Source organism: Streptomyces sp. NPDC001852, assembly GCF_042891825.1.
GTDB lineage: Bacteria > Actinomycetota > Actinomycetes > Streptomycetales > Streptomycetaceae > Streptomyces.
In genome coordinates, this window is record NZ_JBIATN010000003.1 from 180,814 (window position 1) to 204,766 (window position 23,953).

General features: G+C 71.9%; 19 protein-coding genes and 2 pseudogenes. 10 read left to right on the forward strand and 11 right to left on the reverse strand.

Features of this window, described 5'->3' with window-relative positions:
- Positions 1–108: 108 nt before the first annotated feature.
- From ACFYZB_RS06160 to ACFYZB_RS06175, 4 genes are all read left to right on the forward strand, one after another.
- Positions 109–1,347, forward strand: a complete 1,239-nt coding sequence (locus tag ACFYZB_RS06160) for a low temperature requirement protein A (protein WP_388754904.1) — start codon at positions 109–111, stop codon at positions 1,345–1,347.
- A gap of 37 nt (positions 1,348–1,384) precedes the next feature.
- Positions 1,385–2,410 (forward strand): P1 family peptidase, encoded by a 1,026-nt coding sequence (locus ACFYZB_RS06165; RefSeq protein WP_388754907.1) that lies wholly within the window; start codon positions 1,385–1,387, stop codon positions 2,408–2,410.
- A gap of 191 nt (positions 2,411–2,601) precedes the next feature.
- Positions 2,602–3,819, forward strand: coding sequence for an Ig-like domain-containing protein (locus tag ACFYZB_RS06170; RefSeq protein ID WP_388754909.1), 1,218 nt, complete (start codon positions 2,602–2,604; stop codon positions 3,817–3,819).
- 157 nt (positions 3,820–3,976) lie between these two features.
- Complete coding sequence (locus ACFYZB_RS06175) at positions 3,977–4,723, forward strand: DUF6227 family protein (protein WP_351206127.1); 747 nt, start codon at positions 3,977–3,979, stop codon at positions 4,721–4,723.
- Between the two features lie 36 nt (positions 4,724–4,759).
- Here ACFYZB_RS06175 and ACFYZB_RS06180 read toward each other — a convergent pair whose 3' ends face one another.
- The 5 genes from ACFYZB_RS06180 to ACFYZB_RS06200 all read right to left on the reverse strand — a co-directional run bounded on the left by ACFYZB_RS06180 (position 4,760) and on the right by ACFYZB_RS06200 (position 11,069).
- The gene (locus tag ACFYZB_RS06180; RefSeq protein ID WP_388754911.1) at positions 4,760–5,011 is read right to left on the reverse strand and encodes a hypothetical protein; all 252 of its coding nucleotides are present in this window, start codon (positions 5,009–5,011) and stop codon (positions 4,760–4,762) included.
- Positions 5,012–5,131: 120 nt separating this feature from the next.
- Positions 5,132–7,336 (reverse strand): fructose-specific PTS transporter subunit EIIC, encoded by a 2,205-nt coding sequence (locus ACFYZB_RS06185; RefSeq protein ID WP_388754914.1) that lies wholly within the window; start codon positions 7,334–7,336, stop codon positions 5,132–5,134.
- A 286-nt stretch (positions 7,337–7,622) separates the two neighbouring features.
- Positions 7,623–8,570 carry a 1-phosphofructokinase gene (pfkB, locus tag ACFYZB_RS06190; protein WP_388754916.1) on the reverse strand — a complete coding sequence of 316 codons (948 nt, stop codon included), beginning with the start codon at positions 8,568–8,570 and terminating at the stop codon, positions 7,623–7,625.
- Entirely contained in the window at positions 8,567–9,328 is a 762-nt protein-coding gene (locus ACFYZB_RS06195; RefSeq protein ID WP_388754919.1) for a DeoR/GlpR family DNA-binding transcription regulator, read from the reverse strand. The genes pfkB and ACFYZB_RS06195 overlap by 4 nt, the downstream gene beginning before the upstream one ends.
- A gap of 223 nt (positions 9,329–9,551) precedes the next feature.
- A complete protein-coding gene (locus ACFYZB_RS06200; RefSeq protein ID WP_388754922.1) occupies positions 9,552–11,069 on the reverse strand; it encodes an MFS transporter in 1,518 nt (505 codons plus the stop codon).
- 62 nt (positions 11,070–11,131) lie between these two features.
- Here ACFYZB_RS06200 and ACFYZB_RS06205 point away from each other — a divergent pair, with 62 nt between their 5' ends.
- Entirely contained in the window at positions 11,132–12,109 is a 978-nt protein-coding gene (locus ACFYZB_RS06205) for a helix-turn-helix transcriptional regulator (protein WP_388754925.1), read from the forward strand.
- On the opposite strand, the pseudogene ACFYZB_RS06210 reads toward ACFYZB_RS06205, so the two are convergent.
- The 3 genes and pseudogenes from ACFYZB_RS06210 to ACFYZB_RS06220 all read right to left on the reverse strand — a co-directional run.
- Positions 12,042–12,311 (reverse strand): annotated as a pseudogene (locus tag ACFYZB_RS06210) (hypothetical protein); the annotation flags it as partial. The gene ACFYZB_RS06205 and the pseudogene ACFYZB_RS06210 sit on opposite strands and share 68 nt — an antisense overlap.
- 323 nt (positions 12,312–12,634) lie before the next feature.
- Positions 12,635–13,169: pseudogene (locus tag ACFYZB_RS06215) on the reverse strand (TetR/AcrR family transcriptional regulator); the annotation flags it as partial.
- Between the two features lie 624 nt (positions 13,170–13,793).
- The gene (locus ACFYZB_RS06220; protein WP_388754928.1) at positions 13,794–14,792 is read right to left on the reverse strand and encodes an RNA polymerase sigma factor RpoD/SigA; all 999 of its coding nucleotides are present in this window, start codon (positions 14,790–14,792) and stop codon (positions 13,794–13,796) included.
- A gap of 189 nt (positions 14,793–14,981) precedes the next feature.
- On the opposite strand from ACFYZB_RS06220, the gene ACFYZB_RS06225 reads away from it, so the two are divergent.
- Positions 14,982–15,500, forward strand: coding sequence for an N-acetyltransferase family protein (locus ACFYZB_RS06225; protein WP_351206143.1), 519 nt, complete (start codon positions 14,982–14,984; stop codon positions 15,498–15,500).
- 1 nt (position 15,501) lies between these two features.
- Here the strand turns inward: ACFYZB_RS06225 and ACFYZB_RS06230 are convergent, their stop codons facing one another.
- Entirely contained in the window at positions 15,502–16,293 is a 792-nt protein-coding gene (locus tag ACFYZB_RS06230) for a dioxygenase (RefSeq protein WP_388754931.1), read from the reverse strand.
- A gap of 107 nt (positions 16,294–16,400) precedes the next feature.
- Here ACFYZB_RS06230 and ACFYZB_RS06235 point away from each other — a divergent pair, with 107 nt between their 5' ends.
- Complete coding sequence (locus tag ACFYZB_RS06235) at positions 16,401–16,910, forward strand: MarR family transcriptional regulator (RefSeq protein WP_351206147.1); 510 nt, start codon at positions 16,401–16,403, stop codon at positions 16,908–16,910.
- Positions 16,911–16,938: 28 nt separating this feature from the next.
- Here the strand turns inward: ACFYZB_RS06235 and ACFYZB_RS06240 are convergent, their stop codons facing one another.
- Both ACFYZB_RS06240 and ACFYZB_RS06245 read right to left on the reverse strand, forming a co-directional pair.
- Positions 16,939–18,495 carry an MFS transporter gene (locus tag ACFYZB_RS06240; protein WP_388754934.1) on the reverse strand — a complete coding sequence of 519 codons (1,557 nt, stop codon included), beginning with the start codon at positions 18,493–18,495 and terminating at the stop codon, positions 16,939–16,941.
- Positions 18,496–18,678: 183 nt separating this feature from the next.
- Positions 18,679–19,326: a TetR/AcrR family transcriptional regulator gene (locus ACFYZB_RS06245; RefSeq protein WP_388754937.1), complete on the reverse strand. Its 648-nt coding sequence runs from the start codon at positions 19,324–19,326 to the stop codon at positions 18,679–18,681.
- 504 nt (positions 19,327–19,830) lie between these two features.
- Here ACFYZB_RS06245 and ACFYZB_RS06250 point away from each other — a divergent pair.
- The 3 genes from ACFYZB_RS06250 to ACFYZB_RS06260 all read left to right on the forward strand — a co-directional run bounded on the left by ACFYZB_RS06250 (position 19,831) and on the right by ACFYZB_RS06260 (position 23,807).
- Positions 19,831–21,063 carry a M6 family metalloprotease domain-containing protein gene (locus tag ACFYZB_RS06250; RefSeq protein ID WP_388754939.1) on the forward strand — a complete coding sequence of 411 codons (1,233 nt, stop codon included), beginning with the start codon at positions 19,831–19,833 and terminating at the stop codon, positions 21,061–21,063.
- Between the two features lie 72 nt (positions 21,064–21,135).
- On the forward strand, positions 21,136–22,761 hold the full coding sequence (locus tag ACFYZB_RS06255; RefSeq protein WP_388754942.1) for an IclR family transcriptional regulator C-terminal domain-containing protein: 1,626 nt from the start codon (positions 21,136–21,138) through the stop codon (positions 22,759–22,761).
- A 239-nt stretch (positions 22,762–23,000) separates the two neighbouring features.
- Positions 23,001–23,807 (forward strand): class I SAM-dependent methyltransferase, encoded by an 807-nt coding sequence (locus ACFYZB_RS06260; protein WP_388755640.1) that lies wholly within the window; start codon positions 23,001–23,003, stop codon positions 23,805–23,807.
- Positions 23,808–23,953 lie beyond the last annotated feature (146 nt).

A 23,953-nucleotide genomic window follows, 5' to 3' on the forward strand; every position in this document is an offset into this window, starting at 1 on the left:
CCCACGCGCGTCCGGCGCCCCCGCTGGGCGAGCCGCCTGTGCGTGCGTTCGCTGTCTGCCAGTGCCTTTGCACGGCCTTCCAGCGGCTTTTCTGGTGTGCTGAGAGGCATGACGTCGAGTTCCGCTCCGGCTCCCGCTTCCTCGGGCCCACCCCACTCCTCCGGACCGCTGCGACGGCTCGTCGCGCGCGGGCGCGACGAGGCGCACCGGGTCTCCTCGCCGCTGGAGCTCTTCTTCGACCTGTGCTTCGTCGTGGCGATCGCGCAGGCGGGCGGGCAACTGGTGCACGCCGTCGCAGCGGGGCACGCGGGCGACGGAATCCTCAACTACGCGATGCAGTTCTTCGCCATCTGGTGGGCCTGGATGAACTTCACCTGGTTCGCCTCGGCGTACGACAACGACGACGCGCTGTACCGGGTCGTCACCCTGGTGCAGATCGCCGGCGTCCTGGTGCTGGCCGCCGGCATCTCCCGGGCCTTCCAGCAGCACGACTACCTGCTGGTCTGGCTCGGCTATGTGATCATGCGGCTGGCGATGGCCACACAGTGGCTGAGAGCCGCGAGATCGGCCGAGGGCGCCGAGAGAACCGTGGCGTTGCGGTACGCGTACGGCGTGCTCCTGTGCCAGGTCGGCTGGCTCGGACTGTTGCTGCTGCCCGGCCCCGCGCGGCCCTGGGTGTTCCTGGTGATGGCGATCGCCGAGATGTGCGTGCCGCTGTTCGCCGAGAAGGACTACGCGACCTCCTGGCATCCGCATCACATCGCCGAGCGGTACGGCCTGTTCACCATCATCGTGCTGGGCGAGACGGTCGCCGCGGCGACCGTCGCCGTCAAGGGAGCCTTCGACGAGCACAACGCACTGGGCGAGCTGCTGCCGATCGCGGCGGGCGGGCTCCTGATCGTCTTCTCCGCGTGGTGGATCTACTTCGTGGTCCCCATCCACGGCCACCTGCGCACCAACGGTCAGGCGTTCCTGTGGGGTTACGGCCACTACCTGATCTTCTCCTCCGCCGCGGCGATCGGCGCCGGCCTGGAGGTGACCGTGGAGCACGCGGTCGGCAGGACCCACATCCCCACGTTGTCCGCGTCCGCAGCCGTGACGCTGCCCACGGCGCTGTATCTGCTCACCGTCTGGGCGCTCCACTCGCGGCACTTCAAGGTCGGCATCGCCCAGCAACTGGTGCTGCCGGTCACGGCGCTGCTGGTGATCTGCTGCACCTTCCTCGGCGACTGGGCGGTGCTCGCTGCGGGACTGGTGTGCTCGGCAGCGATCGCGGCCGGGGTGACGCTGACGGCGCGCATGGTCCGCCGGGAGCGTGCGGCAGGCGCCACCGCCGCGGCCGGCTGAGTCCTCGAGGACGCCTGGACCGGCGAGACTGGCCGCCATGACAGTTGACGCAATCACGGATGTCGCCGGGGTGCGGGTGGGGCACGCCGCCCGCAGCGGGGACGGCTGGCTCAGCGGTACCACGGTCGTGCTCGCTCCGGAGGGCGGCGCGGTCGTCGCCGTGGACGTGCGCGGCGGCGGCCCCGGTACCAGGGAGACCGACGCGCTCGACCCGCGCAACGTGGTCCAGCGGGTCGACGCGGTGGTGCTGACCGGTGGCAGCGCGTACGGGCTCGACGCGGCGTCGGGCGTGATGGCCTGGCTGGAGGAGCGGCGGCGCGGGGTGCGGGTGGGGCCGGCCCCGGCGCACGTCGTCCCGGTCGTGCCCGCCGCGTGCGTCTTCGACCTGGGACGCGGAGGCGACTTCCGCGCCCGGCCGGACGCGGCGACAGGACGCGCGGCGGTGGAAGCCGCGGCGGCGAGTACGCCGGGCGCCCGGGTGGCGGAGGGCTGCGTCGGGGCCGGGACGGGCGCCGTGGCGGGGCCGGTCAAGGGCGGCGTGGGCACCGCGAGCACGGTGCTCGACTCGGGGATCACCGTGGCCGCGCTGGTGGTCGTGAACGCCGCGGGGTCGGTGATCGAGCCCGGGACGGGGGCGTTGTACGGGGAGTTGTGCCAGGGACGGGTGGAGTATCCCGAGGAGCGCGTGCACGAGGCCGCGCGCCGGCGCCTCGCCGAAACCGCGGCCACGCATGCGCCGCCCCCGCTCAACACGACGCTGGCGGTGGTCGCGACCGACGCGAACCTCTCCAAGGCGCAGGCGCAGAAGCTGGCGGGCACGGCGCACGACGGTATCGCGCGCGCCGTACGGCCGGTGCACCTCATGAACGACGGCGACACGGTGTTCGCGCTCGCGACCGGGGCACGCGCGCTCGCCGGGCATCCGCTGGAGCTCAACGAGATCCTCGCCGCCGGTGCGGATGCCGTGACGCGCGCGATCGTGCGGGGTGTGCGCGCCGCCGAGTCGGTCGACGGGCCCGGTGGAGTGTGGCCGTCGTACGGGGAGTTGTACGGGGCGCGGTAGGGGTGGGGTGGGGGGAGGGGCCGGGGGGGAGGGGCGGGGGCGGGAGGGGCCACCCCGTCGGGGTTGAAATGTCGCGGTTCTGTCACGTGATCGCGTTCGTGGCAAACGGGGGGAACCCTTCCGGGCGCCGGCGCCCTCTTTCCCCACGCACTGGAACGGATCACGCACATCACACGAACCTGGAGCAGCCCGTGACATCGCCGGACATTGCAGCGCGGCGCGTACTGGGGGCCTGTGCCGCCCTGATGGTCGGCAGCCTCACCCTGACCGCTTGTGGTGGCGACGCGAGCGCCACCGACGACGGCAAGGGCGGCAAGAACTCCCCCAGTACGTCGCCGGCGCAGATCGTGATCTCGGCCAAGGACGGTTCGACCGGGGCGTCCGTCAACGCGACCGGCGTGACGGTCAGCGGCGGCAGGCTGACCGGCGTGAAGATGACCGTGGCCGGGACGGGACAGGTCGTGGCCGGGGTGACAGCGCCGGACGGCAGCAGCTGGAAGCCGAAGCAGCAACTGGAGCGCGGGACGAAGTACGAGATAGACGCGACCGCGAAGGGCGCCGGCGGGCGCACCACGGCGACCAAGTCCATCTTCACCACCGTCACGACGGCGAACAGCTTCGTCGGCACCTACACCCCGGACAACGGCACCACGGTCGGGGTGGGCATGCCCGTGTCGTTCACGTTCGACAAGTCGATCACCGACAAGAAGGCCGTGCAGTCGCACATCACGGTCGACTCCAGCAGCGGTCAGCAGGTGGTCGGGCACTGGTTCGGGGACCGGCGGCTGGACTTCCGGCCGCAGGAGTACTGGAAGGCCGGCTCCAGGGTCACGATGAAGATCTCGCTGGACGGGGTCCGGGGCGCGGAGGGCGTCTACGGGGTGCAGAAGAAGACCGTCTCCTTCACCATCGGGCGGTCGCAGGTCTCCACGGTCGACGCCAACACGCAGACCATGACCGTGGTGCGGGACGGCAGGACGGTCAAGACGATTCCGATCTCCACCGGCAGCCCGGACCACACCACGTACAACGGTCAGATGGTGATCTCCGAGAAGTTCACCCAGACCCCCATGGACAGCCGGACGGTGGGCCTCGGCAACGCGTACAACATTCCGGACGTGCCGCACGCGATGCGCCTGACGGACTCCGGCACCTTCATCCACGGCAACTACTGGTACGACAAGGGCAATCCGCCCTTCGGCCGGGAGGGCACCAGCCACGGCTGCGTCGGGCTCGCGGACGTCCAGGGCGGGCAGAGCGCCACGCCGGCCAGGTGGTTCTTCGACAACTCGCTCCTCGGGGACGTCGTGATCGTGAAGAACTCCCCCGACAGCACGGTCGCACCGGAGAACGGCCTCAACGGCTGGAACATGTCGTGGAGCGCCTGGACCGCCGGAAGTGCCGCCTGAGCGGCGGGTTTTGACGCCACATGGGGCCGCGCGGGAACTTCTCGCGCGGCCCGCGCGTTTTCCCGGCGTACGTTTTCTCGGTTCCCGGACATGATGTCCGACCGAGGGGCTACGGTATGCACCCACAAGGTGACATGCAGCAACGCCGGGAGATGCCTTGAGCGTTCCGTACGAGACGGCAGCGTACGAACCAGCCGAGTCGCCCGAGTCTCCTGAGGAGCATCTCGAGCGACTCCTCGGCCGTGCCCTGAACTCCTTCGAGCTGCCCGACGAGGTGATACGGCAGCTCGACTGCGCGCTGGCGCACGCCAGTTCGCTGCACTCCGCGTACCACAGCACGGGGCTGCACCGGGAGACGTACCGGCACACCTGGCTGCTCGCCGACGGCTCCGCGCTCACGCTGTGGGAGCTCGTGCACAACCCCACGCCGGGCGGCGCCCCGGAGAGCGAGGTGTACGTCGACGAGGAGGAGCTGCGGGCGGCCACGGCACGGCTGGGGATGCCGCCGGCCACGCCGGAGTTCGAGCTGCCCGCGCTGATGCGGCTGTGGGCGATCCCGGAGCCCCGGCACGTGTTCGCCTCAGACGACTCGGCGGATCACGCGCGCCGGCTGCTGCGCCGTGCGGAGAATCCGGACCGGCCCGGTGCGCAGACGGCTGCGCTGCTGGCGACGGCGACGGCGCACGGGATCACGCAGGCGTTCGGGCGCCCCGGGCGGGCCGGCCGCGCGGGACTGAGCTATGCGCTGTACGAGCACGCGTTCCTGCTGCCGGACGGCAGCGAGCTCTCCCTGTGGGAGGTGGAGCACACGGCGACGCCGGACGGGCGGCACATGTGCGAGGTGTACATGTCGGAGGACGCGGCCCGGGACGCCATGGAGCGGCGCGCGGCGCGGCAGGGCTAGCGCACGGGCCGCGGGGCAGGTGACGGCGCTGTCCGGTCAGTGATCGCCGAGTCGCCGTATCAGTCCGGCGAAGGCGTCCTGTTCCGCGGGGGTCAGTTCCACCTTCTCCAGAGCGGGACCGGCCTGCCGTTGGGGCGGGAGGAACGGGAGGTGAGCAGCCGGGAGCTCTCGCAGGGCCGCCGCGCGGAAGCGGCGCAGCAGGCGTATGACGACGATCGCCCAGACCACGCCGGCCAGGGTGAGGACGGCCGCACCCGCCAACTGGAGACTCGAGACATACTCTGGCATAGGCCCCAGTACACACCACGGTCCGGGACTTTGGTCCCGGACCGTGACGTATCTCGCAGGTGCCGTGAACAACTCACAGCGAACTAAAGGGACAAGGCGCGGCGGGGGCGGGCGCGGTGGTCAGGCCGCCACGGGCTGCTTGGCCTCCTTCGTCGCGGTGGCCGCGTTCGCGGCGGGGCCGGTGGCGGTGGTCTCCGGGTTCTGCTTGCGCATGCCCTTGAGGAGGACGACCAGGGCGGTGGTGGCGCAGACGCCGGCCGCGATGGCGATCAGGTACAGGAACGGGTTGCCGATCAGCGGGACCACGAAGATGCCGCCGTGCGGGGCGCGCAGGGTGGCGCCGAAGGCCATCGACAGGGCGCCGGTGAGCGCGCCGCCGATCATCGACGAGGGGATCACGCGCAGCGGGTCGGCCGCCGCGAACGGGATCGCGCCCTCGGAGATGAAGGAGGCGCCCAGGACCCAGGCGGCCTTGCCGTTCTCGCGCTCGGCCTGGGTGAACAGCCTGCCGCGCACGGTGGTGGCGAGGGCCATGGCCAGGGGCGGGACCATGCCGGCCGCCATCACCGCGGCCATGATCTTCATCGCCGATTCGCTGGGGCTCGAGACCGCGATACCGGCGGTGGCGAAGGTGTAGGCGACCTTGTTGACCGGGCCGCCCAGGTCGAAGCACATCATCAGGCCGAGCAGGGCGCCGAGCAGGATCGCGTTGGTGCCGGTGAGGCCGTTCAGCCAGTCGGTGAGGCCCTTCTGGGCGGTGGCGATGGGCTTGCCGACCACGACGAACATCAGGAATCCGACGATCGCCGAGGAGATCAGCGGGATCACCACCACCGGCATGATGCCGCGCAGCGCCGGGGGGATCCGCACCCTCTGGATGGCCAGCACCACGCCACCGGCGATCAGACCGGCCACCAGGCCGCCGAGGAAGCCGGCGTTGATGGTGACCGAGATCGCGCCGCCCACGAAGCCGGGGACCAGACCGGGCCGGTCGGCCATGCCGTAGGCGATGTAGCCGGCCAGGACCGGCACCAGGAAGCCGAAGGAGACGACGCCGATCTGGAACAGCAGGGCGCCCCAGCTGTCGGCCTGGGTCCACACGAAGTGGTCCATCACCGACGGCGCCTTGTTGATCTTGTAGCCGCCGATCGCGAAGCCCAGGGCGATGAGGAGGCCGCCTGCGGCGACGAACGGAACCATGTAACTCACGCCGCTCATCAGCCACTTGCGGAGCTTGGTGCCGTAGCCCTCGGTGGAGTCGCCCGCGCGCTCGACCGGCGTGCCGCCCGACGCGGACACCGGCGCACTGGTCTCACCGCGCGCCGCCTTCGCGCGCACTTCCGTGATGAGTTCCGCGGGGCGGTTGATGCCCGCCTTCACTCCGACGTCGACGGTCGGCTTGCCGGCGAAGCGGTCCTTGTCGCGTACGGGGACGTCGTGCGCGAAGATCACGGCGTCCGCCGCCGCGATCATCGCCGGATCCAGCCGGGTGAAACCGGCCGAGCCCTGTGTCTCGACGACGAGTTCGACGCCTGCCTCGCGTCCCGCGTTCTCCAGGGACTCGGCCGCCATGTACGTGTGTGCGATGCCGGTCGGGCAGGAGGTGACGGCGACGATACGGAAGGGGCGTCCGCCGGAGGTGCCGGCGCCGGGCGCCGGGGTGGAACCTTGCTCGTCGGTCGCACCCGGCGCCGGGGCCGTGGTGCCCGCTGCGGCGCCGGCGGAGGCCGCCACCGGCGTCGCAGCGGAGTCTTCGTCGGCGCCTGCAGCGCCTGCCGCGGCGTTCGTGCCCGGAACCGCTTCCCCGACGCCCGCATCGGCCTCCGCGCCCGGCGTGGAAGCCCCCGGCGCGGAAGCCTCCGGCGCCCGCGCCGTGCTGGGCGTCTCGTCCCCGCGCATCAGCGCCGCCGCCGTCTCCGCGTCGGTCGCCGCGCGCAGTGCCGAGGTGAAGTCGGCGTTCATCAGCTGGCGGGCCAGTGAGGACAGGATCGTGAGGTGGGCGTCGTCGGCGCCGGCCGGGGCCGCGATCAGGAAGATCAGGTCGGCGGGGCCGTCCGCGGCGCCGAAGTCGATGCCGGCGGCGCTGCGGCCGAAGGCGAGGGTCGGCTCGGTGACGTGGGCGCTGCGGCAGTGCGGGATGCCGATACCGCCGTCGAGGCCGGTCGGCATCTGTGCCTCGCGGGCGGCCACATCGGCGAGGAAGCCCTCCAGGTCGGTCACCCGGCTCTGGGCCACCATGCGCTCGGCGAGGGCGCGTGCCGCCGCTTGCTTGGTGTCGGCGGACAGGTCGAGGTCGACCAGGTCCGCGGTGATCATGTCGCTCATCGCGGGCTCCTATGCACGCGTATCGCCCGGGGAGAGGGGTGGGCGGAGGTGGGGACGGGGGTGCGGTGGGGAGGTGGGGTCGTTCGGGAGGCGGGGCCGGGGAGCCTCCGCCTCCCCGGGGCGGCACGGCGGCGGGTGGGCCGGCGGTACCGCCCGGGGGCAGCGGCGAGTAACGGGGAGCCCCGCCGCTTCGAGGCGAGGCGAGTGGGCGCGTCCTGGGGTGCGGACGCGGCGCGTGCGCCCAGCCGCCGCAAGCCGGGGCGGGTGTCACGGAACGCGAGCGGGATCATGACACTGGCTCCGTCAGTTCGCGGTCGAGCGGGATCTCGGCCGTGACGGTCACCGCCGACGGGTCCACGTCGGCGGGGGTCGGCATGACGCTGCCCGGGAGCTGGACGGCGGCGGCGCCATGGGCGACGGCGGAGGCGAGGGCCTCCGGGCCGCTGCCGCCGGCGATCAGGAAACCGGCGAGGGAGGAGTCGCCGGCGCCGACGTTGCTGCGGACGGTGTCCACCCGGGCCCCGGCGAACCAGGCGCCGGCGTCCTCCACGAGGAGCTGCCCGTCGGCGCCCAGGCTCGCGAGCACGGCGCGCGCGCCCATGCCGCGCACCTCCTCGGCCGCCTTCAGCGCATCGCCTACGGTGGCCAGGGGGCGCCCGACGGCTTCCGCGAGCTCCTCGGCGTTGGGCTTCACCACGTCGGGCCGCGCGCGCAGCGCCTCCAGCAGCGCACGCCCCGAGGTGTCCAGCGCGATGCGCGCGCCTCCGGCGTGCGCCCGCGTGACGACGTCGGCGTACCACGAGGGCGCGAGCCCCTGGGGAAGGCTGCCGCAGCACGCGATCCAGTCGGCGTCGCGCGACTGCTCGCGCACGGTGTCCAGGAGGAGCTCCTGTTCGGCCGCCGACAGCTTCGGGCCCGGCGCGTTGATCTTCGTGAGCACCCCGTCGGACTCCGCGAGCGCGATGTTCGAGCGGGTGGCTCCGGCGATCGGGACCGGCGCGACCTCGATGCCCTGCGCGTCGAGCAGGTCGGCGATGAGCGCCCCCGGCGCACCGCCCAGGGGCAGAACGGCGACCGTGCGCCGGCCGGCGGCCGCGACGGCGCGCGAGACGTTCACGCCCTTGCCGCCGGGGTCCATGCGCTCGGTCTCGGCACGGATGACCTCGCCGCGCTTCAGGGCCTGGACCTCGTAGGTGCGGTCGAGGGAGGGGTTGGGGGTGACGGTGAGGATCATGCGCGCACTACTTCCGTGCCGCCGCGCTCGATGACGGCGGCGTCTTCGGGGCTCAGCCCGTTGTCGGTGATCAGCAGGTCCACGTCGCTCAGGTCGCCGAAGCGGGCGAAGTGCTCCTGGCCGTGCTTGGAGGAGTCGGCCAGCAGCACCACGCGGCGGGCGGCGGCCACCGCGGCCCGCTTGACCGCGGCCTCGGCGAGGTCCGGAGTGGTCAGGCCGTGCTCGGCGGAGAAGCCGTTCGCCGCCATGAAGAGCACGTCGGCGCGGATCTCGCCGTACGCGCGGAGCGCCCAGGCGTCCACGGCGGCGCGTGTGCGGTGCCGTACGCGCCCCCCGACCAGGTGGAGCTGGATGCCCGGGTGGTCGGCCAGGCGGGCGGCGATGGGCAGGCTGTGCGTGACGACGGTGAGGGAGGCCTCCAGCGGGATCGCGGCGGCGACCCGGGCGACCGTCGTACCGGCGTCGAGGATCATCGTGCCCTCGGTCGGCAGTTCGGCGAGGGCGGCCTTGGCGATGCGGTCCTTCTCGTCGGCGGCGGTGGACTCGCGCTCAGTGAGGTCCGGTTCGAAGTCGAGGCGGCCGACCGGGATGGCACCGCCGTGCACGCGGCGGACGAGGCCGGCGCGGTCGAGGGCCTTCAGGTCGCGGCGGATCGTTTCCGCGGTGACCTGGAGCTCCTCGGCCAGCGACAGCACGTCCACCCGGCCGCCGTCACGTGCGAGCCGGAGGATCTCCTGCTGCCGTTCCGGTGCGTACATGTCGTTGGCCTCCGCCTCGATGTCCGATGCCCGTTCACTTCCGAGTAATGCCCGAACGTGTGGTTTCGATGCGAGGCTACGTCGGGATTTCCGGAAAGTAAACAGGTTCAGACTTAAATCGGGCATGATCGGGCTTCCGGATCCGTCCGGAACGCAGACCGGATGCGTCCGGAACGCAGAGAGGCCCGGCACCTCACCGGCGCCGGGCCCTCGTCGTGCCCGGTCAGGGCACCAGCTCGGATTCCTTCTCCACCGCCGGCAGCTCCGCCTCCGGCGCCCCCTCCTCATGCTGTGCGGGCCGCTTCGGCAGGGCGGACATCAGCAGGAAGATCGCCCCCATGATCCCGGCCACCCACCACAGGGCGTGCTGGAAGGCGTGCACGAAGGCGGGGCCCACCTGAGCCGGGGGCAGCCGGTCGCCGATCTCACCGAAGAAGACCACGGACACGAGCCCGAGGCCGAGCGCGTTGCCCATCTGCTGCACCGTGTTGATCAGCCCGGACGCGGAACCGGCGTGCTCGCGCGGCACCTCCGCCAGCACCGCGTCGGTCAGCGGGGCGACGATCAGCCCCATCCCGGCGCCCATCACGACCAGCGGCAGGGCCATCTGCCAGGAGGCGATGGCGAGACCGTACCGGTGCGCCTCCCCCAGGTAGAGCAGTACGCCCGCGGCCATGACCAGGGCGCCCGCCTGGAGCACCTTCCGCCCGAACCTCGGGACCAGCTTCTGCACCGACATCCCGGCCGCCGTCGACACCGCGAGGGAGAACGGCACGCCGGTCAGCCCGGCCCGCAGCGGGCTCCAGCCCAGGCCGATCTGCATGTACAGCGTCCAGACCAGGAAGAAGATGCCGAGCGCGACACCGAAGACGGTCTGCACGGCGATGCCCGCGGCGAAGCTCTTCACCCGGAAGAGGGACAACTCGATGAGCGGGGAACCGTCCCTGGCCGCCTTCCGTTTTTCGTACGACACCAGCGCCGCGAAGACGACGAGGGCGCCGGCCATGCAGAGGTGACCCCACAGCGGCCAGCCCAGCTCACGGCCGCGGGTGAGCGGGTAGAGCAGCATCAGCAGGCCCAGCGAGACCAGGGCGACTCCGACGAGGTCAAGCTTCAGTGCCCTGGGAGCCTTCGATTCGGTGATGAAGCGGCGGCCCAGGATCCAGGCCAGGACGCCGACGGGGAGGTTGATGAGGAAGATGGGCCGCCATTCGAGGCCGAACAGGTTCCACTCCGTCAGAAGTGCGCCGAGCAGCGGTCCGGAGACCGCGCCCAGGCCGACGACGGCGCCGAACAGACCGAACACCTTGCCCCGTTCGTGCGCCGGGAAGGTGGCGTGCACGATCGACAGCACCTGCGGCACCATCATCGCCGCCATACCGCCCTGCAGGATCCGGGAGGCGACCAGCATCTCCGGGTTCGCGGCGAAGCCGCACAGGGCGGAGGCGAGGGTGAAGCCGCCGATACCGATCAGGAACAGCCGCTTGCGGCCATGGATGTCACCGAGACGTCCGCCGGTGATGAGCGCCGCGGCGAAGGCCAGGGCGTAGCCGGCGGTTATCCACTGGATCTGGCTGACCGACGCGTGTGCGCTCCGCTGGATGGACGGGATGGCGATGTTGACGATCGTCACGTCGACCAGGTCCATGAAGGCTGCGGTCATGACGATGGTCAGGGCGAACCAGCGGCGGCGGTCACCGGCCGCCTGCTGAGCACCGAGGGTCTGTTCCGTGGAGGTCATGCACTCAAGCTAGGACCCAATTAGGTCAGATCGTGTCCTAGTGGTGGGGCATGCTCGAAGGTATGACGACGGACACACCGGCACGGCTGCTGCAGCTCCTCTCGCTCCTCCAGACGCCCCGCGAATGGCCGGGCGGTGAGCTGGCCGAGCGGCTCAGCGTGTCCCGGCGGACCGTGCGCCGCGACATCGACCGGCTGCGCGAGCTGGGATATCCCGTGCAAGCCAGCAAAGGGGCCGACGGGGGTTATCGGCTGGTCGCCGGCAAGGCGCTGCCGCCGCTGGTGCTGGACGACGAGGAGGCGGTTGCCATCGCGGTGGGCCTGCGCGCCGGTGCCGGGCACGCGGTGCAGGGCGTGGACGAGGCGTCGGTCCGGGCCCTGGCCAAGCTGGAACAGGTGCTGCCCGCCCGGCTGCGCCACCGGGTCTCCACGCTGCAGGCCGCGACGACACCGCTGACCAGCGGGGACGGGCCGACCATCGCGCCGGAGACGCTGACCGTGATGGCCTCGACGGTGGCGGGGCACGAGCGGCTGCGGTTCGCCTACCGCGACAAGGACGGCAGTGAGTCACGGCGGCTGACCGAACCGCACCGGCTGGTGTCGACCGGGCGCCGGTGGTACCTCGTCGCCTACGACCTCGACCGCGCCGACTGGCGGACCTTCCGGGTGGACCGGGTGAGCCGGCCGTTCGCGACCGGAGTCCGCTTCGCGCCACGGGAGTTGCCGACCGGCAGCGCGGCGGAGTACCTGCGCCGGTCCATCCACCGGCGGCAGGAGACGTACGAGTTCGCGGTGCGGTTCGCCGCGTCGGCGCAGCAGGTGGCCGCGCGCCTGCCGGCGTGGCTCGGAGGGCCTGAGGACGACGGCGAGGGCGGTTGTGTGCTGCGGGGCGCCTCCGGCGATCCCGTGGAGTGGCTGGCAGTGCGGCTGGCGATGGCGGGGTACGAGTTCACGGTGCGGGAACCTGGTGAACTCAGGGCGTATGTGCGGGAGTTGGGCGATCGGCTGTGCCGGGCCGGGGCGGATGACCCGGAGCAGTGAGCCCTTGGGTGGCGTCCTGGCCCTCCGCCCGGCCCCACCCGAAGTCCCGCAAGGACGCCAGGTTGCGCAGCGCAAGGGCCGCGGGGCCGTCCGGGCCGGCGGGCGGGGCGGAGGAGGCGGCCCAGGACTCCACGGCCACGCGAACGGCGGCACCGGCGACGGCCGCGGCGAAACGGAGGCCGGGGGTGACCGGTGCGGGGGACGTGGGCCCCGGCCCCAGGGCGACGTCGTTGCGCCCGTCATGCCTCTCGCGGCCACCGCGTCCGCCATGCCTCTCGCGGCCACCGCGTCCGTCACGCCTCTCGCGGCCACCCCGCCCGCCATGAACCGCGCGACCACCCCGCCCATCGCGCCAACCGAGCGGGTCAGCCCCACCACGGCCGTCAGCCCCACCGCGGCCGTCAGGCCCCGCGTCCCCGCCAGGCCCCGCGTCCTCGTCACGCCCCTCACCGGCTCCGTGCCCTTCGGGTGCGTCGGCCGCGCCGGTCCCGTCGGCTCCGACTCCACCGTGCTGAGCGCCGGTTGACGCGAGCCGGCTCGCCAGGATCTCGGCCAGGGTCTGCTCGGACGTCTGGCAGACCTCGGCCCAGACCTTGCGCAGGGCGGGACTGGCGGCGGCCAGGCGGATCAGGGTGCGGACCCATTCCCAGGACGCCGCCGAGACACCGAGGCCGGGGGTGAAGGTGTGCTGTACGGCGTGCTCCAGGGCCTCGGGAACGCCGAGGTGGGCCGGGGCCGAGCGGACCGCCTCCGCCCAGCGCTGGGCGCCGGCCGCGTAGAGGGGGGCGACCGCTTCCTCCTTGGTGGCGAAGTAGCGGTAGAAGGTGCGCGGCGCGATGCCCGCGGCCTGAGCGATGTCCTCGGCGCGAGTCGCCCGCAGCCCCTGGCGGACGAACAGGGCGCCCGCCGCCCGGGCGATCTCCGTCCGGGTCTCGGCCTTCCGGCGTTCGGTCAGCGAGAGCGGTGCGGAGGCGGAAAACGGCCGGTGGGTAGTGCGGGGGAGGGCGCCGGGGTCGGTGCTGGAGGTGGTGCCCGGGGTGGGACTCGGGGTGGTGCTCATCCCGGCAGGCTATGCCCGTGTGGCAGAATCTGCCATCCGACGGTCCACCCCGGGGTTCAGGTACGGGGTGGGCTGTCGTTCCAGATGTCCCGCCGCCCCGCCAGGATGCTCTCCGCCTGCTGACCCTCGTCACCTCCGGCGGCGCGAAGCGCAGCCCGTGGCCTGATGGGAACGCCCGGACCGCATGGGGAAGTCAACCCGCAGACACGGAAGAGCCGGGCCTCGACACCCGGGGGGGATGGGTGCCGAAGCCCGGCTGGGAAGGTCCCGGCGCCGGGGGGGATGTGCGTCGGGACCTGGCTGGGTGGCTCGGTCGTGCGGGTGGGCGCGTGGGGTCGGCCGGTCCGTACGGTGCGTGGGGAGTGCGGTTCCGGGGCCTGGCTGCTGTGGGGCCCGGAAGGGTTGTTCCCGCGGACCCGGGAGTTGAAGCGGGGGGACAGCGCCATGTTTGCGCCGTCTTCCGCCACCGGCGTGCGCTCCCCCAGGCACCGTACGCCCACAGGCACCACACCGTGCGCACCGCCGCGCGCCGGCACCGCGCCCTGCCTCACTCCACAGGCACCCCTGACGGCACCGGCACACGCACCGGCACGCGGCAACTCTCCTACGCCGCCGCGAACCCCCTTACGCCGCCGCGTCGAAGCCGGTCTGGCGGGCCAGCTTCTTCAGTTCGAGCAGAGCGTGCTTCTCGATCTGGCGGATGCGTTCGCGGGTCAGGCCGTGCTCCTTGCCGACCTCGGTCAGGGTGCGCTCGCGGCCGTCCTCGATGCCGTACCGCATCTTGATGATGGAGGCCGTGCGCTGGTCCAGGCGGCCGATCAGGTCGTCCAGTTCCTCGCTGCGCAGGAGGGTCAGGACGGACTGCTCGGGGCTGACCGCGGAGGTGTCCTCCAGCAGGTCGCCGAACTGGGTCTCGCCCTCGTCGTCCACCGACATGTTCAGCGAGACCGGGTCGCGGGCCCAGTCGAGGACGTCGATGACGCGCTCCGGCGTGGCGCCGAGCTCCGCGGCGATCTCCGCGGGCTCCGGGTCGCGGCCGTTCTCACGGTTGAACTCGCGCTGCACGCGGCGGATGCGGCCCAGTTCCTCCACCAGGTGGACGGGGAGCCGGATCGTGCGCGACTGGTCGGCGATGGAGCGGGTGATGGCCTGCCGGATCCACCAGGTGGCGTACGTCGAGAACTTGAAGCCCTTGCGGTAGTCGAACTTCTCGACCGCGCGCACCAGACCGGCGTTGCCCTCCTGGATCAGGTCGAGCAGGGGCAGGCCGCTGCGCGGGTAGCGCCGGGCCACGGCCACGACCAGGCGGAGGTTGGAACGGATGAAGATGTCCTTCGCCCGCTCACCGGCGGCGACCAGCGCCTGGAGTTCCTCGCGGGAGGCGTCCGACACCGGCTCCTCCTCACCGTCGAGGATCTGCTGCGCGAAGACACCCGCCTCGATGGTCTGGGACAGCTCGACCTCCTTTGCGGCGTCGAGCAGCGGCGTACGCGCGATCTCGTCGAGGTACATGCCGACCAGGTCGCGATCCGCGATCTCGCCGCCGTGAGCGCGAACACTGCTTGCCGAGTCGGCCGTCTCGCCGGTGGCGGACTGACGACGGGCGACGGCACGGGTTGCCATGCGTGCTCCCTTGCGATGGTGGGCTGGCGGGTGGTCCTGAACGCTCGGCATCGGGGGGAGTGTCTCTGGCGACTCTCTCCGAGTGCCCTGCATCCGTGGGAAACAACGACTGGAATCCGGACAGAATTCCCAACCCGCCCCCCAATTTTTCTGATCATGCAGTACCCTGTCCGCCACACGGGAGGCCAGATGCCGACGCAACGTACAGAGGTGCAGGTCAGGCCGGGGATCGAGAGTGATCTCGACGCCCTCACGGCGATCTACAACCACTATGTACGTGAGACGGCGATCACATTCGATACCGCGATCTTCACTTCTGAAGAGCGCCGCCCTTGGTTGCTCTCCCACCCGGAAGACGGCCCGCACCGCCTGATGGTTGCCACGGACGCGGAGTCACAGGAGATTCTGGGGTACGCCACATCCGGCCCTTACCGGCCGAAGCCCGCGTACGTGACGTCCGTGGAGGTCTCGGTGTACGTGGCCCCCGACGCCGGCCGGCGCGGCGTCGGCACGCTGCTCTACGAGGCCCTCTTCAAGGCGCTCGCCGACGAGGACGTACACCGCGCCTACGCCGGGATCGCCCAGCCCAACGAGGCCTCCGAGCGACTGCACGCGCGCTTCGGCTTCCGGTACGTGGGGACCCACCGGGAGGTGGGGCGGAAGTTCGGCCGCTACTGGGACGTGGCCTGGTACGAGAAACAGCTGTAGCTCAGCCGAACTGCACCGACCGCTTCGCCATTCCCATCCAGAACCCGTCGATCACGGACTTCTGCGCGTCCAGCTCGCCCCCCGCCTCCGCCGCGCCCATGGTGACGAAGAGCGGAGCGAAGTGTTCGGTGCGCGGGTGGGCGTAGCGGCCGGCCGGGGCCTTGTTCAGGAAGTCCAGCAGGGCGTCCCAGTCGCGGGCCTGAAGGGCGCGGCGGCCCCAGTCGTCGAACTCCGAGGACCAGCTGGGCACGCCGCTTCCCGCGTGGCGCAGGGCCGCGAGGTTGTGGGTGAAGAAGCCGGAGCCGACGATCAGCACACCCTCGTCGCGCAGCGGGGCGAGCCTGCGGCCGATGTCCATCAGGCGGACCGGGTCGAGGGTGGGCATGGATATCTGCAGGACGGGGATGTCGGCGGCCGGGAACATCTCGACCAGCGGGACGTAGGCGCCGTGGTCGAGGCCGCGGTCGGGGATGTCCTGGACGGGGGTGCCGGGGGCGCGCAGCAGCTTGCGGACGGACTCGGCGAGCTCGGGGGCGCCCGGGGCGGCGTACCGCACCCGGTAGTAGTGCTCGGGGAAGCCCCAGAAGTCGTAGACGAGCGGGACGGTCTCGACCGCGCCCAGCGCGAGGGGGGCCTCCTCCCAGTGGGCGGAGACCATGAGGATCGCCCTGGGCCGGGGCAGGTCCGCTGACCAGGCGGCGAGCTGGCCGGGCCAGACGGGGTCGTCCGCGAGCGGCGGGGCGCCGTGGCTGAGGTACAGGGCGGGCATGCGCTCCCGGGCGGTGGCGGACATGGTGCGGCTCCAGCGGTCGATCCAGATGCTTTAACTCTCAAGCTCTATGGGCAACCGTACGCCCGACTTGTTCAAGTTTCAAGAAGCCGCCTCGTACAGTGGGACGCATGAACACGGCATCCGACTCCGCCGCACAGCCCCGCTGGCTCACCGACGAGGAACAGCGCGTATGGCGCGCCTACCTGCACGCCACCACCCTGCTGGAGGACCACCTCGACCGGCAGCTGCAGCGCGACGCGGGCATGCCGCACATCTACTACGGCCTGCTCGTCGGGCTCGCCGAGGCCCCGCGCCGCCGGCTGCGGATGACCGAGCTGGCGATGCAGGCGAAGATCACCCGCTCCCGGCTGTCGCACGCGATCGCGCGGCTGGAGAAGAACGGCTGGGTGCGCCGGGAGGACTGTCCCTCGGACAAACGCGGGCAGTTGGCGGTGCTCACCGACGAGGGCGCCGAGGTGCTCGCGCGCACCGCGCCCGGCCATGTGGCCGCCGTACGACAGGCGATGTTCGACCGGCTCAGCCCCCAGCAGCAGAAGGCCCTCGGCGAGATCATGGAGATCGTCGCCGAGGGCCTCCAGCCCAACGAAGCGGGTGCGGACCTGCCCTGGCTCCGCTAGATCACGGTGTGCATCACCGTGCGGGCGCTCAGTGGGCCACCACCGGCACCCGCGCCTCGTCCTCGACGCCCTCGCCGGAGATCACCTCGGTGGTGCCCGGGCGGCCGGCGTTGACGAAGGTGAACGCGATCAGGGAGGCGAGCCCGAGGATGCCGACGGCGAACCAGATCGCCATGCTGTAGCCGTGCACCATGCCCTGGAGCTTCACCAGCTCCGCTTGCGGCTTCGCGGCGGCACCGGCGATGTGGCCCTTGACGTACGACGTGGTCGCCGAGGCGGCGATGGTGTTCAGCAGGGCGGTGCCGATCGCGCCGCCCACCTGCTGCGAGGTGTTGACCATCGCGGAGGCGACACCGGCGTCCCGCGGCTCGACGCCCTGGGTGGCCAGCGACATCGCCGGCATGAACGCCGTACCCATGCCGAGGCCGAGCAGCACCATGGCGGGCAGCAGCTGGGTGAGGTAGGCGGAGTCGATCTTCAGCTGGGTCAGGATCAGCATGCCGAGGCCGGCGACCAGGAAGCCGGGACCCATCAGGAGGCGGGCCGGGATCCGGGTCATCAGCCGGGTGCCGATCTGCGTCGAGCCGGTGATCATGCCGGCCACCATCGGCAGGAACGCGAAGCCGGTCTTGACCGGCGAGTAGCCCTTCACGACCTGCAGGTAGTAGGTCAGGAAGAGGAACAGGCCGAACATGCCGATGATCGCGAGGCCGAGGGAGAGGTAGATGCCGCCGCGGTTGCGGTCGGTCACCACGCGCAGCGGGAGCAGCGGGGCCTTGACCCGGGACTCGACGACCACGAACGCGAGCAGCAGCACCGCGGACGCCACGAACATCGAGACGGTGACGGTGTCGCCCCAGCCGTCGGACTCGGCACGGGTGAAGCCGTAGACGAGGGCGACCAGGCCGAGGGTGGACAGGACCACGCCGGGGATGTCGAGCGGGGAGCGGTTGCGGCCGCCCTCCGGCTCACGGATGACGAAGTAGGCGCCGAGGGCCGCGACGACGGCGAACGGGATGTTCACGAAGAAGGTCCAGCGCCAGTTCAGGTACTGGGTGAGGAAACCGCCGAGGATCAGGCCCACGGCACCGCCGCCGCCGGCGATGGCGCCGTAGATGCCGAACGCCTTGGCGCGCTCACGGGCGTCGGTGAACATCACCGCGAGCAGCGAGAGCGCGGCGGGGGCGAGCAGGGCACCGAAGACGCCCTGCAGGGCGCGGGCGCCGAACATCATCGGGCCGCTGGTGGCGGCACCGCCCAGCGCGGAGGCCAGGGCGAAGCCGGTGAGGCCGGTGACGAAGGCGCGCTTGCGGCCCCACTTGTCGGCGATCCGGCCGCCGAAGAGCAGCAGACCGCCGAAGGCGAGGGCATAGGCGGTGACGACCCACTGCCGGTTGGCGTCGGATATGCCCAGGTCCTTCTGGGCGTGGGGCAGGGCGATGTTCACGATGGTGGCGTCGAGGACGACCATCAGCTGGGCGAGCGCGATGAAGACGAGCGCCTTCCAGCGGTTGGTGTCGCCGGCGTGTGCGGCGAAACCGCTCGGCGCGGTGGCGCCGGGAGCCTTGCGGGCTGTTTCGGACATGGGGGTACCCACTTCGGGACTTCGTGACGGAAAAGACGAGGCAGGGATGGAAAAGACGAGGTAGGCGGAGAAAGGGGCAGGCGAAAGGGCGCGGCTCGTCGACGCTGACGGCCGGGAGGTCGGGCCTACGGGGCGTACGGGTGGACGCAGGGGTGGACTGGGACCGGGAGCCGAACTAATCGGTCAGCACTCGCGCAGCTCCTTGATGGTCACGGCTGTGCCCGGCAGGGTGGAGCGGGCGGGCGCCCGCAGGCCGTCGAGGAAGAGTTGAAGGTGGCGGTGGACGAAACGGTCGCCGCGCAGGCAGTCCGTGCCCGCCGGGGGCCGGCTCAGCTGGGCCACGGCGATCATCACGTCGCCGACACCTACGTCGGACCGGAGCTGTCCGGCCGCCACGGCCCGCCCCATGACCTCCTCGATGAGCTGCTCGACGCGCTCGCGAGAGGCCTCCAGGTCGGGGTGGTGCCGGTCGAAACTGCTGGACATCATCGGGCACAGCGCGCTGATCCGCTCGTCGGCGGCGGCGTGCACGAAGCGCTCCAGGGCCGCGAAGGCGTCCCCGGTCTCGGCGAGGGCCACCTCGGCCGCCTCGGCCGTACGGTCCATGACGGAGCAGACGACCTCACGGACGAGGGCCTCGCGGTCGGGGAAGTTGCGGTACACCGTGGCGTTGCCGACGCCGGCCCGGCGGGCGATCTCGTCGAGCGACACGTCCGGGCCGTGCTCGACGAACATCTCCTGGGCGGCGGTGACGATCCGCTCCCGGTTGCGCACGGCGTCGGCGCGGGGCCGGGGCACCTTGCGCGCTGCGGAGGTGGTCGCGGTCGGCACGGCGTACTCCTCGGGGTGTCGTTCGGGTCAGGGTCGGGTCCGGGCGGGTGAGCCGGGACCTTGGGGTCGATCGGAGCGATCGATGCGATCCGGGGAAGCAGTCCCCGTTTCGCTCGGACACAGGTCTAAACGGGGAGAGGTTCCCCGGTTATTTCCCGCCCACGAAAAGAACCTCTGTGACCTGAGACACACTCATCTCCCGCCGGGATTCACCCTCCTGCGGACCGGCATTCCCACGATCGGTCTCGTCCAGCGCGCGCCCCCGCACCCCGCCGACACAGGGTGAGCGCAAGGGTGCAGCCGGAGACCTGCGGCTGCCGTGGAGCGAAGGGTCCATGCATGCAGCCGCAGCCACCCCGCCGCAGATCCCTTCCTCACTCCCTCCCCGACGGGCGCCCCACCACCGGAACAGTCCACGGCCACCCCACCACCCGGGCAGCCGGGCGGCGCTCCGCCCGCCAGGGCCGGTCGTCGCGCACACGCCGTCGCATACGCCCGCGCCGGGTGGCCGCTCTCGCCGCGGTGACCGCGCTGACCCTGGCGGTCGGCACCTCGGCCGGGACCGGACACCTGACGGCGCCCACCACCGCCGGACCCATCGGCACGGCCCGCTCCGCCCTCGCCCCCTGCGCGGTCCAGGGCAGCGTCGAGGTACAGATGACCGAGGGCATACCCACCCCGCACGGCTACGCCCACTCCACGGGCACGCTCCACGCCCTGACCCTGATGATCGACTTCTCCGACGCTCCCGGGAAGGGCAGCGCCATGGACCGCTTCCACGAGTTCTTCCCGCAGACCCAGGAGTGGTTCCGCACCGCGTCGTACGGCCGCCTGGACTACCAGCCGGCGACACCGGTCACCAGGTGGCTGCGGATGCCCAAGCCCTTCAAGGGGTACGGCATAGAGCGCGGCGCGCCCTTCGACCCCGGCTACCGGCAGCTGGTGCAGGACATCGTGGCCGCGGCCGACCCGATGGTGGACTTCAGCGCGTACGACATCCTCAACGTCCTGATCACCCCCAACGCCGGTCCCTCCGCCCTCGACACGGTCCTGTCCGTGACCTTCGCGGGCAACGGCGACGCCCCGGTCGCCGACGGCGTCCCCATCGCCAACGCGTCCTTCGTCTACTCCCGCCAGGACGACGGCTCCGGCTCCTACTCCCGCACCGGCTACCGGGTGCTCCCGCACGAGAACGGCCACACCTTCGGCCTGCCCGACCTGTACACACAGGAGGGCGGGGGCGCGGTGGGGCACTGGGACATCATGAGCGAGGACTGGGGGGCCGACAACGACATGCTCGGCTGGCACAAGTGGAAGCTGGGCTGGCTGGACGCCTCCCAGGTGGGCTGCGTGACGGCGCGGGGCAGCGTCGAGTACGAGCTGACACCGCTGTACCGGCCGGGCGGCGGGAAGCTGGTCCTCGTCCCCCTCGACGTACGCAGTTCGTACGCCCTGGAGGTGCGGGAGCAGGGCGGCAACGACGAGGTGGTGTGCCGGCCGGGCGTGCTGATCTACAAGGTGGACGGCACGATCGACACCGGACGCGGACCGGTCACCGTGTACGACAGCCACCGCGGCAGCGGCGGCTGCACCCGCAGCCCCAACGTCCAGGCGGAACTCTCCGACGCCCCCTTCTCCCCCGGCGAGACCTTCAAGGACCCCCGCCACGGCATCACCGTCCAGGTGGTCAGCAGGGACGGCGACGGGAACTACCGGGTGCGGGTGACACGGAAGTAGCGGCTCTTCGCACCACGGCGCGCCGGGCGGCGGTTTACCGTAGGCGTGCCCGAACGCCGTACCGGAGAGCCGATGCCCGCGAAGAGTGCGACCGCGCTGGATGCCGACGCCCCCGCCGAAGCGGGGGAAGCGGTCGGCCCGCTGGTACGCGGGGTCGGGGTGCTGCGGCAGCTGACGGAGGCGGGCGGCACGCTGAGCCCGAGCGCGCTGGAACGGGCCACCGGCCTCGCCCGCTCCACGGTCGACCGCATCACCGCGACCCTCGCCCGCATGGACTACGTACGCCTCGACGGCCGCGACGTCGTCCTGGCCCCCCGCGTGATGGAGCTGGGCAATGCCTACCTGGCCGCCCTCCGCCTGCCCGCGCTGCTCGGCGCCCACGCCGACGCCCTCGCCGACGAGCTGGACGAATCGGTGTCCCTCGCGGTCGCCGACCTCGACGGCATCCGCTTCATCCACCAGGCCACCCGCCGCCGCGCGATGTCCGTCAGCTTCCGCATCGGCGACCTGCTCCCCGCCGAACGCACCGCCCCGGGCCCGCTGTTCGCCACCCAGTGGACGCAGCCGGACTGGACCCGCTGGTGCGCCCGCCGTGCCGCGGACCCGACGGACGCGACCTTCCCCGCCGTACCCTCCAGACAGCCGCCCGCCGACGACACCGCCTTCCCGGCTCGGGTGGAGCGGGCACGCCGGGACGGCTGGGCCGTGGACGACCAGCTGATCGAACCGGGCCTGGTCGCGGTCTCCGTACCCGTACGGCACCCGGGCACCGGCCGCGTGGCCTGCGTCGCGAGCGTGGTGAGCCACACCAGCCGCCACTCGGCGACCGACCTGCACACCACTCTCCTCCCCCGCCTTCGTACGGCGGTGGCGGCGATGGAGTCCGAGCTGCGCACCGCCGCTCCGCCCGAGCCCGGCCCGCCGCCCGCGGACCTCGCGACCTGGACGACGGCGTCCAAGCACCAGCTGGGCCGGGACTTCGTGGAGTCCCTGGCGCGCGGCCTGACCGTGCCGGCCGCCTTCGGCGAGGGCCGCTCGGCGCTGTCCCTGAGCGAGGTGGCACGGGCGACCGGCCTGGCCCGGGCCACGGCCCGCCGCGCGCTGCTCACCCACGAACACCTGGGCCTGGTGTCGGCCCGTCCCGACCGCACCTTCACGCTCACGCCCCGCGTCCTCGACCTCGGCTTCCCGCCCCTGTCCCGCACCACACTCCCCCGCCTGGCCGAGCCCCACCTGCGCGCCCTGGCGGACCGCCTGCACGAGCCGGCGGCACTCGCCGTACTGACCTCCGACGGCACGGAGATCCAGTACACGGCCGGAGCGGGCGCGAGCCGCGTCCTCACGGTCCACATCACGGTCGGCGCCCGCCTGCCCGCCGCAGCGACCTCCCTCGGCCGCGTCCTCCTCGCCGGCACCGCGTCCCCCGAAGGCGCACTCCTCCCACCCCTGGCCGAGGTCCGCGCCCAGGGCTACGCCCTGGTGGACGAGGAACTGGAGTCGGGCCTGCGCTCCGTCGCCGTACCCCTGCGGGACCGGTCCGGCCGTGTGGTCGCCGCCCTGAACATCGCCACCCACGCGGCCCGCCGCACCCTCGAGGACTGCGTCCACGAGGTCCTCCCCGCCCTCCGCGCGACTGCCGCCCACATCGAGTCCGAGCTCCACACGGCGTCCCGCTTCACCCACATCCCCACGTCCTGACGGCCAGGTCCAGCTGTGCCGGCGCTCACCTTTTGAAGTCCTGTTTTTGAAGTCCTGCTTTCGGAGTCCTGCTTTCGGAGTCCTGCTTTCGGAGTCCTACGGCGAGCGGCACCACGGATGTGTGGGGGCGGCGCCACCGGATGAGCAGACAGGGGCAAGCCGCTGTGATCGATGCGTTAGCGTCGGGAACGCCCCGGGAGCGAGTTCCTCGGGACGGCTTCGGGGAGGGACCCATGACGGTGACCGCGTTCGACGAGTCCGAGCGTCGCGTGTGGGCGGCGCAGGCCGACGCCTATGCGGGCAGCTTCGCCAAGCTCTGCGAGTATCCGGTCCCGAGGTTGCTCGAAGCTGCCGGGATCGAGCCGGGAATGCGCGTGCTCGACGTGGGGACGGGCACCGGCACTGCCGCGAAGGCCGCGTGCGAGCGGGGGGCGAAGGTGACGGCAGTGGACGCCGAAGCGAGCATGATCGCCCTAGCCGCCCAGACGGCGCCGGAAGCCGACGTGCGCCTCGCCGCCCTGCCGGACCTCCCCTTCGGCGACGACGAGTTCGACGCCGCGGTCGGCAACTTCGTCCTCAACCATGTGGGACGGCCTCGGACAGCCCTGGCGGAGCTGCGCCGGGTAACGCGCCCGGGCGGGCGGATCGCTGTCACCATCTGGGCGGTCCCCGCGGCCGCCGGACAGGCGCTGCTCGGGCGAGCCCTCCAAGCGGCGGGCGTGAGCCGCCCCGCCCACCTGCCCGCGCTGGATCCCGGCGACGACTTCCCCCGCACTGAACAGGGTTTCGCCGCACTGCTGAGTGCCGCGGGCCTCAAGGACGTCGTCTGCGACACCCTGCTCTGGGACCACCGGACGACTCCGGAGGAATGGTGGAGCGGCCCGGCAGCCGGAGTGGCAACCATAGGCCACATCATCAGGAGTCAGCCCTCCGACACCATCGAGTCGATCAAGGCACACTTCGACTCCCTGTGCGCAGAGTTCGTCGACTCGACCGGCGCACTGGTGCTGCCTCACGCGGCCCTGATGGCGCACGGCCGAGCATGAAACGACCTGCCGGAGCCACCACCGGCCAGGACGGCCCCGCCCCCCGGCAGGATCTGCCCGCAACAAGATCCCCCGCACGTCGAGCACGCCACCCGCTACACTGGCGGCGGCGAGCAGACCCTCACGGGTCGATCACCATGCCTTCG